The 19,643-nt window shown below is 72.3% G+C and carries 16 protein-coding genes; 12 read left to right on the top strand and 4 right to left on the bottom strand.

What is annotated here, in order from left to right; translation table 11 throughout:
• Positions 1 to 7 precede the first annotated feature (7 nt).
• Positions 8 to 676 (bottom strand): alanyl-tRNA editing protein, encoded by a 669-nt coding sequence (locus tag AB0I81_RS52910; RefSeq protein ID WP_360675655.1) that lies wholly within the window; start codon positions 674 to 676, stop codon positions 8 to 10.
• Between the two features lie 179 nt (positions 677 to 855).
• Between AB0I81_RS52910 and AB0I81_RS52915 the strand changes: the two genes are divergently transcribed.
• Genes AB0I81_RS52915 through AB0I81_RS52950 form a run of 8 tightly spaced genes read left to right on the top strand, consistent with a single transcriptional unit; the run spans position 856 to position 11,382 of the window.
• Positions 856 to 5,448 carry an SDR family NAD(P)-dependent oxidoreductase gene (locus tag AB0I81_RS52915; protein WP_360675658.1) on the top strand — a complete coding sequence of 1,531 codons (4,593 nt, stop codon included), beginning with the start codon at positions 856 to 858 and terminating at the stop codon, positions 5,446 to 5,448.
• Positions 5,445 to 6,317, top strand: coding sequence for a 3-hydroxyacyl-CoA dehydrogenase family protein (locus AB0I81_RS52920; protein ID WP_360675661.1), 873 nt, complete (start codon positions 5,445 to 5,447; stop codon positions 6,315 to 6,317). The genes AB0I81_RS52915 and AB0I81_RS52920 overlap by 4 nt, the downstream gene beginning before the upstream one ends.
• Positions 6,314 to 6,577, top strand: a complete 264-nt coding sequence (locus tag AB0I81_RS52925; RefSeq protein ID WP_360675664.1) for an acyl carrier protein — start codon at positions 6,314 to 6,316, stop codon at positions 6,575 to 6,577. The genes AB0I81_RS52920 and AB0I81_RS52925 overlap by 4 nt, the downstream gene beginning before the upstream one ends.
• Positions 6,578 to 6,608: 31 nt before the next feature.
• Complete coding sequence (locus AB0I81_RS52930) at positions 6,609 to 7,736, top strand: acyl-CoA dehydrogenase family protein (protein WP_360675667.1); 1,128 nt, start codon at positions 6,609 to 6,611, stop codon at positions 7,734 to 7,736.
• Positions 7,737 to 7,750: 14 nt separating this feature from the next.
• Positions 7,751 to 8,782: an HAD-IIIC family phosphatase gene (locus AB0I81_RS52935; protein ID WP_360675670.1), complete on the top strand. Its 1,032-nt coding sequence runs from the start codon at positions 7,751 to 7,753 to the stop codon at positions 8,780 to 8,782.
• On the top strand, positions 8,764 to 9,000 hold the full coding sequence (locus AB0I81_RS52940) for an acyl carrier protein (RefSeq protein WP_360675673.1): 237 nt from the start codon (positions 8,764 to 8,766) through the stop codon (positions 8,998 to 9,000). The genes AB0I81_RS52935 and AB0I81_RS52940 overlap by 19 nt, the downstream gene beginning before the upstream one ends.
• The gene (locus AB0I81_RS52945; RefSeq protein WP_360675675.1) at positions 8,990 to 10,645 is read left to right on the top strand and encodes an AMP-binding protein; all 1,656 of its coding nucleotides are present in this window, start codon (positions 8,990 to 8,992) and stop codon (positions 10,643 to 10,645) included. Before AB0I81_RS52940 ends, AB0I81_RS52945 begins: the two co-directional genes overlap by 11 nt.
• Positions 10,642 to 11,382, top strand: a complete 741-nt coding sequence (locus AB0I81_RS52950) for an alpha/beta fold hydrolase (protein ID WP_360675678.1) — start codon at positions 10,642 to 10,644, stop codon at positions 11,380 to 11,382. The genes AB0I81_RS52945 and AB0I81_RS52950 overlap by 4 nt, the downstream gene beginning before the upstream one ends.
• A gap of 44 nt (positions 11,383 to 11,426) precedes the next feature.
• Here AB0I81_RS52950 and AB0I81_RS52955 read toward each other — a convergent pair whose 3' ends face one another.
• Both AB0I81_RS52955 and AB0I81_RS52960 read right to left on the bottom strand, forming a co-directional pair.
• Positions 11,427 to 11,855 (bottom strand): hypothetical protein, encoded by a 429-nt coding sequence (locus tag AB0I81_RS52955; RefSeq protein ID WP_360675683.1) that lies wholly within the window; start codon positions 11,853 to 11,855, stop codon positions 11,427 to 11,429.
• Entirely contained in the window at positions 11,852 to 12,451 is a 600-nt protein-coding gene (locus tag AB0I81_RS52960; RefSeq protein ID WP_360675685.1) for a hypothetical protein, read from the bottom strand. The genes AB0I81_RS52955 and AB0I81_RS52960 overlap by 4 nt, the downstream gene beginning before the upstream one ends.
• 206 nt (positions 12,452 to 12,657) lie before the next feature.
• On the opposite strand from AB0I81_RS52960, the gene AB0I81_RS52965 reads away from it, so the two are divergent.
• The 3 genes from AB0I81_RS52965 to AB0I81_RS52975 are packed head-to-tail and all read left to right on the top strand — an operon-like array spanning position 12,658 to position 15,846.
• Entirely contained in the window at positions 12,658 to 13,860 is a 1,203-nt protein-coding gene (locus AB0I81_RS52965; RefSeq protein WP_360675687.1) for a 3-deoxy-7-phosphoheptulonate synthase, read from the top strand.
• The gene (locus AB0I81_RS52970) at positions 13,851 to 15,206 is read left to right on the top strand and encodes an FAD-linked oxidase C-terminal domain-containing protein (RefSeq protein WP_360675689.1); all 1,356 of its coding nucleotides are present in this window, start codon (positions 13,851 to 13,853) and stop codon (positions 15,204 to 15,206) included. The genes AB0I81_RS52965 and AB0I81_RS52970 overlap by 10 nt, the downstream gene beginning before the upstream one ends.
• Positions 15,207 to 15,210: 4 nt before the next feature.
• Positions 15,211 to 15,846: a LysE family translocator gene (locus AB0I81_RS52975; protein WP_360675691.1), complete on the top strand. Its 636-nt coding sequence runs from the start codon at positions 15,211 to 15,213 to the stop codon at positions 15,844 to 15,846.
• Here AB0I81_RS52975 and AB0I81_RS52980 read toward each other — a convergent pair.
• The gene (locus tag AB0I81_RS52980) at positions 15,830 to 16,585 is read right to left on the bottom strand and encodes a 4'-phosphopantetheinyl transferase superfamily protein (protein WP_360675693.1); all 756 of its coding nucleotides are present in this window, start codon (positions 16,583 to 16,585) and stop codon (positions 15,830 to 15,832) included. The two genes, AB0I81_RS52975 and AB0I81_RS52980, sit on opposite strands and share 17 nt — an antisense overlap.
• Positions 16,586 to 16,665: 80 nt before the next feature.
• On the opposite strand from AB0I81_RS52980, the gene AB0I81_RS52985 reads away from it, so the two are divergent.
• Positions 16,666 to 19,638 (top strand): BTAD domain-containing putative transcriptional regulator, encoded by a 2,973-nt coding sequence (locus AB0I81_RS52985; RefSeq protein ID WP_360675695.1) that lies wholly within the window; start codon positions 16,666 to 16,668, stop codon positions 19,636 to 19,638.
• Positions 19,639 to 19,643 lie beyond the last annotated feature (5 nt).

The raw sequence follows: 19,643 nt of genomic DNA on the forward strand, positions 1-19,643 counted from the left end.
ATCCCGCTCACGTGACGACCGACACTTCCAACCGGAACACGCCCGAGCCCTTGCGCTTGACCCGGGTGGCCGCCCGGCCCACCTCGCCCGTGGTCCGCAGGTGCGTGCCGCCGCAGGGGATCGGGTCGTACCCGTCGATCTCCCACACCCACTGGTCCTCGCCCGCCTCGCCGGGATAGCGGCGGATCGGCAGGTCCAGGGTCACCAGACGGGTCAGCTCCGCGGCGACCCGGTCCGCGTCGGGCCGCGGCGCGCCCTCGGCCAGGCCGATGTCGAGCCTGGCCTTAGCCTCGCCGATGTCGCCGCCCAGCTCGCGGTGCCCGGTGCCGTACGCGGACACGAACGCGCACCACAGCAGGTGTTGCGCCGTGTGGTGGCGCATCAGGCGGTAACGGCGTTCCCAGTCGATGTCGCCGGTGACCGGGACCCCCGGGCTCAGCCCGGCGGCGTCGGCGTCGTCCATGAGGTGGAAGACACGCTGCTTACCCTCGTCGTAGTGCACGTCGAGGACCGGCAACCCGTTGAGCGTGCCCGTGTCACCCGGCTGGCCGCCGCTGCGGGCGTAGAAGAGCGTGCTGTCCAGCTCGACGCGGTTTCCGTCCACCACGGTCACCCGGGCGTCGAACCTGCGGTCGTACGGGTCGGTGCGGTGGAGTTCGACCGTGCGCGTCGTCATATGTCACCTGATCCTTGGCGTTCGGGGCGTCCGGCACGGGCAGAATAACGAGTCGCCATCCATATGTGACCGACGAACTACCGCTGTAGCACCTCAGCCGGTCCCGCTTCTTGCCACTGCTTCGAGCCGCATGCTCCCCTGGAACGGCAACTTGGCGATGAATGAATTAACGGGGAGCGATGAACCTCACCGGTCGTGAAATTGCCGTGGTCGGCATGGATTGCCGTTTCCCAGGGGCGGCCAATCCCGCGGAGTTCTGGCGGAATATCCGGGACGGCGTCGAATCCATTACTTTCTTCGACGACGCTGAATTGGCGGCGAACGGCGTTCCGCCGCATCTGCTGAGCGATCCCGGTTACGTCAAGGCGCAGGGAGTCGTCGCGGACTCCGACCTGTTCGCGGCGCAGTTCTTCGGCGTCAGCCCGCGCGAGGCGGTCGAGATGGACCCCCAGCACCGGCTGCTGCTGGAATGCGCATGGACCGCGCTGGAGGACGCCGGGTACGACCCCGGGCACACCCCCGGCCAGGTCGGCGTCTTCGCCGGTGGCTTCGGCAACGACTACGCCCGGCTGCTGGACGCCGCCGACCCCGCCGCGCTCTTCCTGCGCGAGGTGGGCAATGAGCCGGACTTCATGGCCCCGCGCGTGTCCTTCAAACTCGACCTGCGCGGCCCCTCCGTCACCGTGCGCACGGCGTGCTCCACCTCCCTGATCGCCGTGCACCTGGCGATCGAGTCACTGCTGTCGGGGTCGAGCGACTTGGCGCTGGCCGGCGGTGTGACGATCAGAGCCGGCCGCCACCCCGGCTACTTCTACCAGCGCGGCGGCATCTTCTCGCCCGACGGGCACTGCCGCGCCTTCGACGCCGCCGCGAACGGCACCGTCATCGGCGAGGGCATCGGGCTCGTGGTGCTCAAGCGCCTGGCGGACGCCTGGGCCGACAACGACACCATCCACGCGCTCATCCTGGGCTCCGCGACCGGCAACGACGGCGCCGCCAGGGTCGGGTTCTCCGCGCCGGGGCTCGACGGCCAGGCCCGCGTCATCGGCGCCGCCCTCGACCTGGCGAACGTGCACCCCGAGAGCATCGGCTACGTCGAGACCCACGGCAGCGGCACGCCCATGGGCGACCGGATCGAGTTCGACGCGCTCACCCGGGCCTTCACCGAGCGGGGCTGGAGCACGGGGACCTGCGCCATCGGCTCGGTCAAGAGCAACATCGGCCACACCCACGCCGCGGCCGGCATCGCCGGGCTCATCAAGACCGTGCTGGCGCTGCGCCACGGGGAGATCCCGCCGAGCCTCAACCACACCACCCCCAACCCGCGTCTGGACTTCGCCGCCTCGCCCTTCCGCGTCGCCACCCGGGCGGCGCCGTGGCCGGCGGGGGAGACCCGGCGGCGCGCCGGCGTCAGCTCCTTCGGGCTCGGCGGCGCGGGGGCGCACGTGGTGCTGGAGGAGGCGCCGCCGTCGCCGGTGGCGGCCCCGCAGGCCGGGCCGCAGCTCATCACGCTCTCGGCCCGGAGCCCCGCCGCCCTGGACGCGGCCACCGACCGGCTGGCGGATCACCTGGAGGGCCACCGGGCCCTGGCGCTGCCCGACGTCGCCCACACGCTGCAGAAGGGCAGGCGCGCCTGGCCGCACCGCCGCGTGCTCGTGACGGGCACCACTGAGGAGGCCGTGGACCTGCTGCGCCCGCGCACGCCGGGCCGGGTCTTCACCGCTGACGCCGATGAGCGGGAACCCGCCCGCGTCGCCTTCCTCCTGCCCGGCCTGGGCGACCACTACCCGGGCATGGGCCGCGGCCTGCTGGAGTCCCACACCGTCTTCGGAAACGTCCTGCGGGAGTGCCACGACCTGCTCGCCCGGCAGTCCGGCCTCGACCTGATGGCCACGCTGTACCCAGAGGAGACCCCTCCCCACGACGGCTCCGCACCCGGGGCATCCCCCGTACGAACCGGCCCCCGCGACAGCTCCGCCCCGGCCCGCTCCGCACCTGGGGCACCCGCCGCACCGATCCGGCCCCGCGCCGGCTCCGGCCCGGATCTGCGGGCCATGCTCGGCAGGAGAGCCGGCCCCGCGGGCGACCCGCTGGGCGGCACGCTGCGGGCGCATCCCGCCGTGTTCGCCCTGGAGTACGCCCTGGCCCGGCAGTGGATGGCCTGGGGCGTGCGGCCGGACGCGCTGATCGGCTACAGCCTCGGCGAGTACGTGGCCGCCTGCCTGGCGGGCGTCCTAGACCTGGAGCAGATGTTGCTGCTGGTCACCGAACGGGCCCGGCTGATCGAGGAGTTGCCGGGCGGTGGCATGCTGGCCGTGCCGCTGCCCGCCGACGAGGTCGCCGGTGAGCTCGGTCCTGAGCTGACCGTGGCGGCGGTCAACGGCCCCGCCCTGTGCGTGGTCGCCGGGCCCGACGCCGCGCTCGACGAACTGCGGGCCGGCCTGGCCGACCGGCAGGTGGCCAGCCGGCGGCTGTCCACCTCGCACGCGTTCCACTCGCCCATGATGGCGCCCGTGGCCGAGCGGCTCACCAAGCTGGCCGCCACACTCCGGCCGAGCCCGCCCGCGCTGCCGTACCTGTCGAACGTGACCGGGACGTGGATCACCGACGCCGAGGCCACCGATCCGGCGTACTGGGCCCGCCATCTGTGCGGAGAGGTGCGCTTCACCGAGGGCGCGGCCCGGTTGTGGGAGGCTTCGGGGCGGGCGCTGCTGGAGGTCGGCCCCGGCCAGTCGCTCTGCGGTTTCGCGCTGGCCGCCAAGCCGGCCGGCCCGCCCGCCCGGCCACTCGCCCTGAGCAGCCTGCCGGCCTCCTACGGCGGCGGCTCCGACGAGGAGAGCATGCTGACGTCGCTCGGCAGGTTGTGGTTGGCGGGCGCCGAGGTGGACTGGGACGCCGTGCATCCGGTCCGGCGACGCCGGGTGCCCCTGCCCGGTTACCCGTTCGAACGCCGCCGCTTCACCCCCGCCGCCCGCTCCGCCACGCCGCAGGCTCCACGGACGCTGGCCAGGAAGCCCGACCTCGCCGACTGGTTCCACGTACCGGCATGGGATCCGCTTCCTCCCCTGCTGGAGCCGGGACCGGCGACCGGCCGCTGGCTGCTGCTGACCGACGGCCAAGGACTGGCCGGGCAACTGGCCGAACGCCTGCGCGCACTCGGCGGGACCGTGACCATCGCCGACCCGGACCCCGCCGACCCGGATCGCGCTGAGCCTGGCCGCGCTGACCCGGACCGCGCCGACCTTGCTGGGCTGCTGGGCGATCGGCCGCGGCGGATCGTTCACCTGGCGGCGCTGGGCGCGCGTGACCACGAGGAGGTGCTGCGCCGGGGCTTCCACGGCCTGCTGCGGCTGGCCCGCGCGACGGCAGAGACGATGCCGGGCGACCGGCTGGAGGTGTCGGTGCTCACCGGGGACATGTATCCCCTGGGCGAGACGCGGCCGGCCCGCCCGGAGATGGCCACGTTGCTCGGCGCGGGGCGCGTGTGGTCGCAGGAGAGCCAGGACATCACCTGCCGCACCATCGACGTCGGACTGCCCATGGGAGAGCGCCTGCTCGACGCGCTCGTCGCCGAGCTGACGAGCCCGCCCACCGAGCCGCTGATCGTCCTGCGCACGGGCCGGCGCTGGCGCAGGCGGTTCGACGAGGTACGGGTGCCCGCGGCAGCGAGCCCGCCACGGGAGGACGGCGCACAGGTGCCTGTGGCGGCGAGCCCGTCGCGGGAGGCCGGCGTGCGGGTGCCTGCGGCAGGGAGCCCGTTGCGGGAGGGTGGCACGTACCTCATCACCGGTGGCTTCGGCGGGATGGGCCGCACCCTCGCCGCCCACCTCGCCTCCGTCTACAACGCCAACCTGGTGCTCACCGGCCGCAACCTCCCGCGCGGCGACGCCGGGCCGGACGCGCTCGGACACCTGGGCGCGCGCGTCATGACCGTGGCCGCGGACGTCACCGACCCCGTCCGCATGCGCGAGGTCGTCGCCGGGGCGGTGGCCCGGTTCGGCGCGCTGCACGGGGTGATCCACGCGGCCGGCGTCGAGGGCCGGGGCCTCATGCAGACCAAGGAGCCGGACGAGGCCGACGCCGTCCTCGCGCCCAAGGTGGCGGGCGCGCGGGCGGTACTCGACGCGATCGCCGACCTCGACCTCGACTTCGTGGTGCTGTGCTCGTCGGGACTGGCCGTGCTCGGCGGGCCCGGTCAGGCCGACTACTGCGCGGCGAACTCCTACCTGGACGCACTGGCCTGGCAGCGACAGGCCGGGGACGGCCCCCGGACGATCTCCATCAACTGGGACGCCTGGCAGACGGTCGGCATGGCCACCAGGGCCGTGGGCGACGGCTACCTGCGCGAGCACCTGGAGCAGGGGATCAGCCCCGAGGAGGGGGTGGCGGTGTTCGAGCGGGTGCTCGGCCACGACCTCGGTCCGCAGGCGCTGGTGCTCACCAAGGACTACGGGGCGGCGCTGGCCCAGGTGGAGGCCGCCGTGTCCGCGCCGCCCGAGCCGGCCGCCGCGGGCCGCGGCTCGCCCAGGCCGTACGCCGAGCCCGAGGACGAGATCGAGAAGGAACTGGCCGACATCTGGCACGACCTCCTCGGCGTGGCCCCGGTGGGCAGGCACGACCACTTCTTCGAGCTGGGCGGTCACTCGCTGCTGGGCATCCGGCTCGCCGCCCGGCTGCGCGAGCGCTTCACGCTGGAGGTGCCGCTGCGGGCGCTGTTCGCCGCGCCGACCGTCGCCGAGATGGCTCAGGTAATTAGGAAAGGAGAGAGATGACGAGCGTGAAGACCGTCGGAGTCGTCGGCGCGGGGGTCATGGGCGCGGAGGTCGCCCAGGTTCTGGCGCGGTCGGGGCACGAGGTCGTGCTGGTTGACGTCACCGACGAGGTTCTGGGGCGGGCCAGGGAGTCCATCGCCCAGAGCATGCGCATGCAGCGCCTGCTGGCCGCCGATCGCAGCGGGCTGCCCGATCGGGAGGAAGTGCTGTCCAGGATCGTCTTCACCACCGATGACGAGCGGCTCGGCGCGGCCGACTTCGTCATCGAGAACGTGACGGAGAACTGGGACATCAAACGCGGCGTGTACGAGCGGATCGACCGCCTGTGCCCGCAACACTGCGTCTTCGCCGTCAACACCTCGGTCATCCCCATCACCCAGGTCGGCTCCGTCACGCGGCGGCCCGATCGGGTGATCGGCACCCACTTCATGAACCCGCCCACGCTCAAGCCCATGGTCGAGGTCATCCGCGGCCACCACACCAGCGCCGAGACCGTCGGCATCACGGTCGGCCTGCTGGAGGCGATGGGCAAGCAGAGCATCGTGGTCAGGGACTCGCCGGGCTTCGTCACCAACCGGGTGCTGATGCTGACCGTGAACGAGGCCATGTTCCTCGTACACGAGGGCGTGGCCACGGCCGAGGAGGTCGATCGCCTTTTCACCGGCTGCTTCGGGCACAAGATGGGACCGCTGGAGACCTCCGACCTGATCGGGCTCGACACCGTCCTGTACTCGATCGAGCTGCTGCACGAGCAGTTCGGCGACAGCAAGTACCGGCCGTGCCCGCTGCTCAAGACCATGGTCGCCGCCGGACTGCACGGCAGGAAGAGCGGGCAGGGCTTCTACGACTACGGAATGAAGGGCGCATGACTCTCATGGACGACGTCAAGGCGAAGATCATCGATTTCCTCCGCGGATACCTCGCCGACCACGCCATCGACGACGACGAGAACATCTTCGCGACCGGCTACGTCAACTCTCTGTTCGTCATGCAGCTCGTCCTGATGGTGGAGAAGGAGTTCTCGGTGGTCGTGGAGGACGAGGACCTGGACATCCACAACTTCCGCACGGTCAACGCGATGGCCGCCTTCGTGCTGCGCAAGCAGGCCGTGCTCGCCGAGCGGCCGTGACGGCGCCATGGACGGCGGCATGGACGGCGGCATGGAGTTGACCCAAGCACAACGGCAGGCCAGGGACGCTTTCATGGCGTTCGTACGCGAGCGCATCGTGCCGCACGCCGAGGAGTGGGACCAGGCGGAGCGGCTGCCGCGCGAACTGGCCGGCGACCTGGCCGCCCAAGGCTGGCTGGGTGCCGCGATCAGCGCGGAACACGGCGGGACCCCGCTGGACGCGGTGACGTTCGGCCTGCTCAACGAGGCCATCGGGTACGGCTGCTCCTCGGCGCGCAGCCTGCTGACCGTGCACAGCATGGTGAGCGCGGCGGTGAACCGGTGGGGCAGCCGGGAGCTGAAGGCCGGCTGGCTGCCCCGGCTGGCCTCGGGCGAGGTCGTCGGCGCCTTCGCGCTGACCGAGCCGCACGCCGGCTCCGACGCGTCCATGATCTCCTCCACCGCCACCCGCAAGGGGCAGGTGTACGTGCTCAACGGGGTCAAGCGCTGGATCACCTACGGCCGGGCGGCCGACGTGTTCCTGGTCTTCGCGCGCTGCGAGGAGGGGCCGACGGCGTTCCTGGTGGAGCGCGACAGCCCCGGCCTGGAGGTCACGCCCATCCACGGTGTGCTCGGCACCAGGGCGTCCATGACGGCGCAGCTCGACTTCCGCGACTGCGCCGTCCCCGCCGCCAACGTGGTCGGCCGGCCCGGGTTCGGCCTGTCGGCGGTCTGCAGCGGCGCGCTCGAGACCGGCAGGTACACGGTCGCGTGGGGATGCGTCGGCATCCTGCAGGCGTGCCTGGACGACAGCCTCGCCTACGCCGCCGGCCGCGAACAGTTCGGCCGGCGGATCGCCGACCATCAGCTCGTCCGCCGGATGCTCGCCGACCTGGCCACCGAGAGCGTGGCCGCCCGCCTGTTGTGCCTGCGGGCCGGTCTGCTGCGGCAGGAGGGCGACCCCGAGTCGGTCGCCGCCACGTGGATGGCCAAGTACTACGCCTCGCGCGCCGCCTTCCGCGCCGCCTCCGACACGGTCCAGATCCACGGGGCGAACGGCTGCGCCGCGGAAAGCCGGGCCCAGCGCATGCTCAGGGACGCCAAGATCATGGAAATCATCGAGGGCAGCACCGAGATCCAGCAGTCGATGATCGCCGAAGCCGCCTACAGGAGCCGATGATGCCGGGAAAACTGGTGAAATGCGTTGTATGGGATCTTGACAACACCCTCTGGCAAGGAACCCTCCTGGAGAACGACCGGCTCAGCCTGAAGCCCGGGGTGAACGACGTCATCGCCACGCTGGACCGCCGGGGCATCCTGCACTCCATCGCCAGCCGCAACGACCATGACGCCGCCATGGCGATGCTGGACCGGTTCGGGCTGGCCGAGTACTTCCTCGCCCCGCAGATCAACTGGGGCGCCAAGTCCGCCTCCCTTCAGGCGGTCGCCAAGGAGCTCAACCTCGGCCTGGACGCGCTGGCGTTCGTCGACGACGAGCCGTACGAGCGCGAGGAGGTGGCCTTCACGCTGCCCCAGGTGCGCTGCTTCGACGCCCGCGACCTCGCCACCCTGCCGGAACGCCCCGAGCTGAACCCGCCGCACGTCACGGCCGACGCCGCCCGGCGGCGGGCCATGTACCAGGCCGACGCGCGGCGGCGCGGCGCGGAGGAGGGCCACGCCGGGCCGCAGGAGAGCTTCCTGGCCTCGCTCGGCATGCGCCTGCGCATCGCACCCGCCAGGGAGGAGGACCTGCGCAGGGCCGAGGAGCTCACCGTCAGGACCAACCAGCTCAACACCACGGGCTACACCTACTCCTACGCGGAGCTCGACGCCTTCCGCCGCTCGGATGACTCGATGTTGCTGGTCGCGGGGCTGGAGGACAAGTTCGGCCCGTACGGCACGATCGGGCTCGCGCTGGTGGACCTCAGCCCGGCCGGATGGACGCTGAAGCTGCTGCTGATGTCGTGCCGGGTGATGTCCCGCGGAGTGGGCGTCGTGCTCATCAACCACATCCGGCGCATGGCGCGCGACGCGGGCGTCCGGCTCATGGCCGAGTTCGTCCGCACCCCGCGCAACCGGATGATGTACGTGACGTACAAGTTCAACAATTTCACCGACGCCGGGCAACGCGGCGAGGTCCTCCTTCTGGAGGCCGACCTGTCCGACATCCCGCCCGACCCCTCCTACCTTGAGGTTGAGCACGAGACATGGGCTTTGACGAGCTGAAGGAGATCCTGGCCGGGCTCGGCGTGGAGGAGGACCAGCTCCGTCCGGGGCACCGGCTGCGCGCCGACCTGGCCCTGGATTCCACCGAGACCACCGAGCTGGGGCTGGAACTGGAGCGCCGCTTCGGCGCCGTCGTGGAGTTGTGGGACGTGACCGACTATTCGCTGGCCGAACTGGCCCGTCTCGTCGAAGGGAGCTCGGCCGCCGATGGGTTCTGACCTCTACCGCAGCCGGGGCTGGTGGCAGTGGGAACGCCTGGATCAGCTCGCCCTGGCCGGCGCCGCCGCGTACCCGGGCAAGTGCGCCCTCATCGACGGTGAGCGCCGCATGACGCACACCGAGCTCGCGACCGCCGTGGACCGGGCCGCCGCCGGGCTGCGGCGGCTGGGGATCGCGCGTGGCGACCGGGTGCTGCTGCAGCTTCCCAACGGGCTGGAGTTCGTGGTCGTGCTGCTGGCACTGTGCCGGATCGGCGCGCCGGCCGTGCTGGCCACGCCCGCGCTGCGCGAGCACGAGCTGGACCGGATCGCCGCCGCCGTGGAGCCCGTCGCGATGGTTGTTCCCCGCCGCGCCAGGCGGTTCGACCACCTCGCCCTCGCCCGGCGGCTGCGCGCCACGCACGAGTCGATCCGCCTGCTGCTCCTGACCGGCGAAGGCGAGTGCCGGCAGGGGGAGTACGCGCTGGAGCCGGCCCTGCTCACCGGCCCCCCGCTGGAGGCAGCCCTCGCCGGCCCCGCGCAGGAGTCAGGTCCGCTCGCCGGCCCTGCGGTGGCGCAGGCGTCCGAGCCGCCCGCGCCCTCAGACGTGGCGCTGCTCCTGCACTCCAGCGGTACGACCGGCCCGCCCAAACTGGTCCCGAGGACGCACGAGGACTACGGCTGCCTGATCAGGACCGCCCGCGAGGTGGCTGGCGTCTCGGCCGACACCGTCTACCTGGCGGTCCTGCCGATGGCGCACACGTTCACCCTGTCCAACCCCGGCGTCATCGGCACGCTGGCCGCCGGCGGCACGGTCGTCGCGACCACCCCCGACGACCCGCGGCAGGCACTGCGGGACATCGAGCGCCTGGGCGTGACGCACTCCTCGATCGTCCCCACGCTGCTGGGCCAGTGGCTGGCCGTCATGAGGGACGAGCCGCACGACACGGGCAGCCTGCGCGTGCTCCAGGTGGGCGGCGCCAAGGTCGAGCCGGCCATCGCCCTGGAGGCGCGCAAGTCGCTCGGCTGCGGGCTGCAACAGGTGTACGGCATGAGCGAGGGACTCGTCTGCATGACCAGGCTGGACGACCCCGAGGAGACGGCCGTCAGCACCCAGGGCAGGCCCATCTCGCCCGGCGACGAGATCCGCGTCGTCACCGGTTCCGGAGAATCCGCCGACCCCGGCACGCCGGGTGAACTGCTGGCGCGCGGACCGTACACGGCGACGGGGTACTTCCGCGACCCCGAGGCCACCGCCCGCGCCTTCACCGGGGACAGCTTCTACCGCACAGGAGACCTCGTCAGCGTCGACCGGGCGGGCAACGTCAGCGTGGTCGGCCGGCTGAAGAACGTGATCAACAGGGGCGGCGAGAAGATCTGCGCCGAGGAACTGGAGGCGATGGCCGCCGAACATCCGGCCGTCGCCGCGGCGGCGGCGGTGGCCATGCCGCACCCCGCCTACGGCGAGGCCGTGTGCCTGTACCTCGCCCTGCTGCCCGGAGCGGGCGGCGTGGACCTGCTTGAGCTGCGCCGTTACCTGCAACAGCGTGGCATCGCCAGATTCAAGCTGCCCGAGCGGGTGGAGGTGCTGGACGAGTTGCCGTCCATCGGGATCGGCAAGGTGGACCGCAGATCGTTGCGCGCGATGGCGTCGGAGACGTCATGACGGCCGCGCCGGACATCTGGTTGCGCCGTTTCCTGCCGACCGGCCACGCCTCGGTGTGGCTGGTCTGCTTTCCGCACGCGGGAGGCGCGGCCGGCGACTTCCGTCGCTGGGCCGGGCTGCTGCCGCCGGAGGTGGGCCTGCTGGCCGTGCGTTATCCGGGCAGGGAGGAGCGGATCGGGGAGCCGTACGCGGCGGATCTGCACCGGCTGGCCGATCAGGTCTACGCCGCGCTGGAGCCGCTGCTGGACCGTCCCGTGGCGTTGTTCGGGCACAGCCTGGGCGCGGCGGCGGCCTTCGAGGTGGGGCTGCGGGTCCAGGAGCGCCAGCCGTTCCCGCCGTCGGCGGTGGTGCTGTCCGGATGCCGCGCGCCGCACCTGCTGAGGTCCGAGGGCATCCATCTGGCCGACGACGACACCCTGATGGCGGAGGTGTACGCGCTCGGCGGGGCGGACACCGCGGTCCTTGACCATCCTGAGCTGCGCGAGCTCGCCCTGCCCGCGCTCAGGGCCGACTTCCGGCTGATCGAGACCTACCGCCCGCGGCCGGGATCGCGGCTGAACACCCGGGTCGCCGTGTGCGTGGGCGACGGGGATCCAGAGGTCTCCGCCGGGGACGCGCGCGCCTGGGAGGACTACGCCGAAGGCGATTTCGAGCTGCGGGTCTTCCCCGGCGGTCACTTCTACCTCGCCGACAGGCCCGCGGACCTGGTCGCCGAGGTGCTGCGCCAGCTCGGCTGACGGCGCTCGACGCACGCCGGTCCGGCCAGCTCGCCGGTGTCCGGTCAGCTCGGCTGGACGTGCTCCGGTCGGCTCGGCTGGACGTGCTCGACGTACTCCACCAGCAACCCGTCCGGGTGCCGGACTCTGGCGTTGCGGCCGGTCGGGACCGCTTTGGGCGGCTCGACCAGCCGCGCCCCGAGTCCGGTCGCCCGCTCCAGATAGGCGTCCAGGCAGGGCACCAGGAGAGTGGCGTCGGTGGCACGGACGGGCGCCAGCGCCGCCTCGGCGCCGGCGATGACGAGCACCGGCCCCACCCCCGCCAGTTCGAGCCGGCGCTCGGGGTAGGAGAAGCGCAGGTTGCATGGCTGGGCCAGGAGCTTCTCGTAGAACCGGACGACCGGCTCCAGCCCGTCCGGCGGCACGAGCACCCTGACCTGGAGCATCGGCAACAGGGCCGGGTCGTCGTCCATGACGGTCACCGTGTGGTTCACGACTCCTCCTCCGTCCCGGCGCCCGCCTCGCCGACCTCCCAGCGGCAGCCGTGCCCGTCGGGTGTCTCGCGCAGGGCGTGACGGGCCCGCAACCCGGTGGAGGTGATCATCGAGCTGAGCAGGTGGGTGCAGTACCTGCACGGGGAGTCCAGCGTCAGCTCCACGCCCGAGGCCCTGGCCCGCTCGCGGTAGTCCCAGATGGCGCAGTGGACGATGTCCAGCACCCCGTGCTCGCGGCTGGCCGGGCTCAGCTCCACGCGCGACTCGTAGCAGGTTGCCTGCCGCTGGATGCGCTGGATGACCTCGGACGCCCCGCCGTCCCCGGAGTGCGACACCTGCCCGTAGACGTGGCCGACGTACTCGCCGAATTCGGCGATCGCCGACATGCCGAAACGGTAGACGACGAAACGCTCCATGGCGGCCTGGCCCGCGAAGAAGGCGCGTTGCCAGTCGGCGGGCTCGGCATTTTCGGGAGGCAGGCGACGCAAAAGCGCCGCTTTCGTCTCGAGCAGCGCCTCCAGCGCCTGGGAATCCCCGCGCTCGATGACGTAAGCGGTGAGGCCCGCCTCTGTTTCCGCGAGCCGGCGCCGCCACATATTGATTTCCTGGGTTTTCGGCTTTGCCACCACGTTCTGAATTCTGTGACCCGGGCCGAGACCGCACAAGTACGCGAACAATGAGCGGTGACTACCACGGTATTTTCTGCCGGTAACTACCGCAGTAGGCGCGCGCCGGGCCGAATACATTGCCCGGGCATTGTCCGGCATAGTGCGATGGGCGGGTGAGTGGAGTGCTGACGCGCGTGCCATCGCGCAATGGAGCGCATGTCTTCGAGACCCGTCCCTCCGAGCAGCAGCCGCTGTGGGCGGACAGCCTGACGGGGCGGGAAGTGCGGCGAACGCTCGCCACCGCCCCGCCGCTGGTCTCCCCGCAGGAGGTCGCCGCCGCTGGCCGCGCCGTAGCGGCCGTCGCCGCGGGCCGGGCGCTGCTGCTGCAGGCCGGCGACTGCGCGGAGAACCTGGCCGAATGCGGCCCGGTGCACACCGCGGGCAAACTCGCCGTGCTCGACCGGCTCGCCGCCCGCATGGGCGAGATCACCGGCGGCCCGGTGGTCAGGGTCGGACGCATCGCGGGGCAGTTCGCCAAGCCGCGATCCAGGCCGATGGAGTGGCACGAAGGCAGGGAGTTGCCCGCGTTCCGCGGCCAGATGATCAACTCGCCGGAGCCCGGTGCGGCGGCCCGCCGCCACGACGCGCGCAGGATGTTGCTGGCCCACGAGGCGAGCGGCCGGATCCTGTCGCGGCTGCGGTTGTGCAGGGACCTGGCCGAGATCGCGTCGGGCAGCACCCTGCACGGACCGTGGGCCAGCCACGAGAGCCTGGTGCTCGACTATGAGACGCCGCAGGTGCGCATCGATCCGCGCACGGGGCTGCGGTACCTGTCGTCCACCCACTACCCCTGGATCGGCGAGCGCACGCGCCGCCCGGACGGCGCCCACGTCCATCTGCACGCCTCGGTGAGCAACCCCGTCGGGTGCAAGATCGGCCCGTCGGCGCGGCCCGAGGCCGTCCGCGAGTTGTGCGGGATACTCGATCCGCAGCGCGAGCCCGGCCGGCTGACGCTCATCGCGCGGATGGGTCACGCCGGCGTCGAGGAGGCGCTCGGTCCCATCGCCGCGGCGGTGCGGGCGGCCGGGCACCCGGTCGTGTGGGTCTGCGATCCCATGCACGGCAACACCGTCGTCACCGCCTCGGGACGCAAGACCCGCCACGTGGCGCACATCGTGGCCGAGGGCGTCGCGTTCGCCCGCGTCCTGGCCGGGTACGGCCTGCGGCCCGGCGGCCTGCACCTGGAGGTCGCCGACACCGGCGTGACCGAATGCCTCGGGGGCGGCATCGGTGGCGAGGCCGAACTGGAGGCCCGCTACACCACGCTCTGCGACCCCAGGCTCAATCCGCGCCAGGCCCTCGACGTGGTGGAGAAGGTGATGCCGGCATGGAACTGATCGACCGGCTCGCCGCCGAACTGCCCGACGGCAGGGTGATCAGCGACCCCGACGTGATCGACTCCTACCGGCAGGACCGCCTGCCGCTGCCCGCCGGCCAGCCGCTGGGCGTGGTGTGCGCCAAGGAGACGGCCGACGTGGTGGCCACCCTGCGGTGGGCGAGCGCCCACCGGGTGCCAGTGGTGCCGCGCGGCGCCGGGACGGGCCTGGTCGGCGGGGCGGCCGCCGTGACGGGCGGCATCGTGCTCTCGCTGGCGGGCATGCGCGCCATCCGCGAGTTGTCACCGGCGGACCAGCTCGCCGTGGCCGAGGCCGGGGTGGTCAATGCCGACCTCGATCGGGCCGCCCGGCGTCATGGCCTGATGTACGCGCCCGACCCCTCCAGCTACGAGATGTGCACCATCGGCGGCAACGTGGCGACCAACGCCGGCGGGCTGCGCTGCGTGAAGTACGGGGTCACCAAGGACGCCGTGCTCGGCCTGGAGGTCGTGCTCGCCGACGGGCGCGTGTTGTCCACCGGCGCGCGCACCGTCAAGCACGTCACCGGCTACGACCTGACCTCGCTCTTCGTCGGCTCGGAGGGCACGCTCGGCGTGGTCACGGCCGCGACGCTGCGGCTGCGTCCGGTGCCCGGCACCGTCCCCGCCACCCTGACCGCCACCTTCACCTCGCTGCGCGCGGCGGCGGAGGCGGTCAGCGCCATCATGGCCGCGGGCATCGAGCCCAGCCTGCTGGAACTGCTGGACCGCGCGACGCTGCGGGCGGTGGACGACTGGAAGAACATCGGGCTCGACGACAACGTACAGGCCATGCTGCTGGGCCAGGCCGACAGCGCCGACGCGGAGAGCACCGCCAAGAGGATGGCGCGGCTCTGCGCCGGCGCGAGCGACGTCGTGGTCACCACCGACCCGGAGGAGGCGGCTCAGCTCATCGGGCTCAGGCGGCTCACCTACCTGGCCGGCGAACGCCTCGGCGCCTGCTTCGCCGAGGACGTCTGCGTGCCGCGCTCCCGCCTGCCCGAGGCGATCGAGCTGGTCGAGGCCGCGGCCGCCCGGCACGATGTGCACATCATGAGCGTCGCGCACGCCGGCGACGGCAATCTGCATCCGCTGTTCGTCTACGACCGGGAGGCCACGCGGGTGCCCGACGCGGTGTGGGCGGCGGCCGACGAGATCTTCCGCGGCGCGCTGGCCCTCGGCGGCACCCTCACCGGCGAGCACGGCGTGGGCACGCTCAAACGGCGGTGGCTGGAGCTGGAGCTCGGCGCGGACGGCCTCGACGTGCACCGGGCCATCAAGTCGGCACTCGACCCCCTCGGCGTGCTCAACCCGGGAAAGGCCCTGTGACACCATGACGTGGGAGAATCTGACGGCCTACATCGGGGTCGTGCTGCTCGCCTCGATCAGCCCCGGCCCCGATGTCGCGCTCGTGCTGCGCAATTCGGTGCGCCACGGGTGGGCCGCCGGCTGCCGCACCGGCCTCGGCATCGCCGCCGGCCTGCTGATGTGGGGGCTGATCAGCGCGGTCGGCATCACCGCCGTGCTGGCCGCGTCGCCCGTGGCGTTCCTCGTGCTGAAGGTGCTGGGCGCGGCCTACCTGTGCTATCTCGGGGCGCGCCTGATCTGGTACGCGGTGCGCCCCCGTCCCGCGCAGCCCCTCGATCCCGGTGTCGCGCCCCCGGCCGAACGGGGGCTGTTCGCCCAAGGGTTCCTGACCAACCTGGTCAACCCCAAGGTGGCGGCGTTCTTCGTGGCCCTGCTGCCCCAGTTCATCACCGTGCGGGGAGTCGAGGCCGCGCCCGTCGTGCTGGGGATGGCCTCGATCAACGCGGTCGCCGCCGTGGCCGTCATGTCCGTCTACGCGGTGCTCGGCGGTCAGGCGACCCGGCTGGTCGGCAACCAGAGGTTCGAGCGCGGTCTCGACTCCGTGGTCGGCGCCGTGCTCGTCGTCCTGGCCGGCCGGCTGCTGTTCACCGAGCTTCCCTGAGCCGCATGGTCACCCAGGACTCCGTAACCGGCATCCCAGCAGCTCCCATGACGGAGACCGGCGTGCCGGCCGCGTCCATGACGGCGAGGTGGGCGACGTAGCCGGGGCCCGCGTCCAGCGCGTGCAGCGTGGTGCGCGCCACCAGCGGCTCCCGGCCCTGCCACGCCGTCAGCGCGGGCGGCGAGCCGGGCGGGGAGACCTCGACCCGGCCGATGGGCGTGCTCAGCCCGTCGCCCGTGGCCTTGACCACCGCCTCCTTGCGCGTCCAGTACGTGGCGAACGCCTCCTCGCGCAGCGGCGGCGGCACCGCGGACCAGGCGTCGCGCTCCGCGGGCGACAGGAACTTGCCCGCCATGCGCTCCAGATCCCCATGAGGACGCACCCGCTCCACGTCCACCCCCACCTCGACGCCGCCGGCCAGGGCCAGCACCACCCGCTCGCCCGAGTGCGACAACGACACCCGTAGGTCAGGATGCCCGGCCAGCGTCGGCCTGCCGTGAGGCTGCCCGCAGCCGCCGCACGTACGGTCCACCACCAGGGCCTCCGGCGCAGAGCCGAGGCTCCGACCGGCGACGACGCGCAGCAGCACGCAGCCCATCGCGAAACGGCGGCGGTCCGCCGTTCGGACCATGCGGTCGTGTCTGGCCCGTTCCACCTCGGTCATGACCTCGGCGTACCAGGGCGGCAGCAGCGCCAGACGGGCCCACCACACCCGCACACCGACCATGGGAGGGGACATACTGCTCATAGTTGACGCCGGCCACAAGACATGTTGACCTTCAGAAGTCGTCGGCGATGCGTCTGTGAGCGGGGGACCTGATGCAGCATCAAGCACTGCCCACCTTCAGGATCCTCGGTCCCCTGGAGATCGAGGCGGCGGGCCACCCCATCGCCGTCTCCTCGCCGAAACAGCGCATCGCCCTGGCCACCCTGCTGCTGCACGCCAACGAGGTCGTGCCGGCCGCCACCCTCATCGAACGCGTGTGGGAGCGGCCGCCGCCCCAGGCCAAGAAGACCCTGCAGGGCTACATCGCCCGGTTGCGCCGCCTGCTCGGCGACGACACCATCGGCACCCGGCCGCCCGGCTACCTGATCGAGGTCGCACCCGAGCAGCTCGATCTCCTGCGCTTCGCGGAACTGCGCGACGCGGCCAGGGCCGAGGGAACAGATCCGGAAACGGCGTCGAGACTGCTGGGACAGGCACTCAGCCTGTGGCGCGGCCCCGTCCTCGCCGACGTGCCGCCGGCGTCTCCGCTCCGCGGCGAGATCGCCGTCCTGGAGGAATGGCGGCTGCAAGCCCTCGAATGGCGCATCAGCGCCGACCTGGAGCTGGGCCGGTACGTCCAGCTCGTCCCCGAACTGCAGGAGCTGACCGCCCGCCATCCGCTCAGGGAGAACTTCTGGGGCCACCTCGTGGCCGCGCTGCACGGCTCCGGCCGCCGCGCCGAAGCGCTCAGCTCGTACGCGAAGGTCAGATCCCTCCTGGTGGAGGAGCTCGGGATGGAGCCGAGCGCCGCGCTCCAGACGTTGCAGCGAGCCATACTCAACGAGGACGCCCCGCCCGTCGCCACCGGCGGCCCCACCCCTCCGCGCTCGTTGCCCCGTGACATCCCCGACCTGGTCGGACGTGCGGAGGAGCTGGAGACCATCGCCGCCACGCTGACCGGCATGCCCGAGGCATGGCCCACCGGCGGCTACGCCTCCCCGGTCGTCATGCTGCCCGGCCAGGGCGGCATCGGGAAGACGACCATGGCCGTGCGGGTGGCCCACGAATGCGGCCGGGCCTTCCCCGATGGGCAGATCTACGTCGATCTGCGCGGCACCCGCGATCCCGTCGAGCCCGGCGCCGCGCTGGCGACCATCCTCACCTCGCTCGGCATCGAGGGCAGCGGCATCCCCGACGGCCTGGACGCCCGGGTGGCCTTCTACCGGTCCGTGCTCTCCGAACGCAGGGTCCTGCTGCTGCTGGACGACGCCGCCACCGAGGCGCAGGTACGGCCGCTGCTGCCCACCTGGCCCACCTGCGGCGTGATCGTCACGAGCAGGAAGGCGCTGCGCGGGCTGGAAGGCGTCCGGCACGTCCAGCTCGACGTGTTGTCCCACAAGGAGGCCATCGCCCTGCTCTCCGGCATCGCGGGGGAGGATCAGATCACCGCCAACTCCGCGGCCGCCGCCCAGGTCGCGCGCCTGTGCGGCTACCTGCCGCTGGCCCTGCGCATCGCCGCCTCCCGCCTGGTCGGACGCACGCACTGGACCATCGACCACCTCGCCAGGCGGCTGACCTCCGAACGGCACCGCCTCGACGAACTGGCCGCCGGCGACCTGGCCGTACGCGCGAGCATCGAGCTCGGCTACCGTGACCTCCAGCCGGCCGCCCAGCGCGCCTTCCGGCTGCTCGGCACGCTGAACATGCAGGCGGTGCCGCTGTCGATCGCGGCGGCCGCCCTGGACGTCCCGCCTCACGAGGCCGAGCACCTGCTGGAGGAGATGACCGACAGGAACATGCTGAACGCCGGCGCCGGTGGCACGTCCATCAGCTACAGCTTCCACGACCTGCTCCGGCTCTACGCGGCCGAACGCTCGCTGGCCGAGGACCCGCCGGAAGTGCGGCTCAACGTGGTCAGATGGGCCTGCGAGGCGTGGGCGCACGCCGCGACCCGGGCCCAGGAGCTGCTGGCGCTGCCCCCGGTCACCGTGGCCTGGCAGGTGCCCTCCACGCGCCGATCCACCGGCGTCGACCATCTGATCGCCGAGGTGGAGTCGGAGCCACGCCACTGGCTGGAGGACCAGCACGAGGCCGTCGTGTCCGCCTGCGTCCAGGCGAGCGAGCTGGGCCTGGGGGAGCTGGCCCACGCCCTGGCCGCGGCCGTCGCACCCTTTCTCGACTGGCAGGGCTACTTCGACCTGTGGCACCGCGTGGCGCTGGCCAGCCTGAGCGCCACGCAGTCCGCGGGCCATCGGCGTGAGATCGCCTCCAGCCTGCTGTCCCTGGGCAACCTGTACGAGGGCAAGGGCGAGTTCATCGAGGCCAAGAACCAGATGGAGCGCGCCCACGAGCTCCTGAAGGAGGCGGGCGACGAGGTGGACACGGCCAGGGCGGCCGTGGCGCTGGCCCTGGAGCTGGGGGAGGGCGGCGATCTGGCCGCTCATCAGCGGCTGTGCGAGCAGGCGCTGCCCGTGCTGCGCGCGGCGGGCGACGAGCTGGGGCAGGCCGCCGCGCTGCACCATCTGGCCCTCGCCTACCTGTTCCAGCACCACCCCCTTGCCGCCAAGCCGTACGCCGAACAATCCCTGTCGCTCTACCTCGCCCTGGGCAGCCCCTTCGGCATGACGCTCGCCCGGTCCACCCTGCTGGAGTGCGAGCAGCACCTGGGCAACGTCGCCGAGGCCAAGGCGCACGCGAAGGCACTGCTCGGGGTTGTCATGAAGCAGGGCGTGCGCCGCCTGGAGGTCTTCGCCCTGCACATAGTGGCGGATATGCACCTGAGCCTGGGCGACTTCGCCGCGGCTAGGGAGGCCATCGGCCCCGCGCTGCGCATCGCCCAGGACACGGGATGGGAGCAGGGCCTGCCGCGCCTGTTGTGCTCCTTCGGCGAGCTGTGTTACGGCGAGGGCGCGGTGGAGGACGGCACCCGCTTCCTGAAGGAGGCGCTGGCCATCTGGAACAAGAACGGTTCCCGCGTCGGCCGCGAGCGGGTGCTCGCCGCCCTGGCCAGGCATCCCGAGGCGGCGGGCATGGAGCGCGACCCGGCCCGGTTGCAGGCCCTGCTCGCCAGGGAGCTGAACGGCTGACGCGC

The organism is Nonomuraea sp. NPDC050404 (assembly GCF_040655495.1).
Taxonomy (GTDB): Bacteria; Actinomycetota; Actinomycetes; order Streptosporangiales; family Streptosporangiaceae; genus Nonomuraea.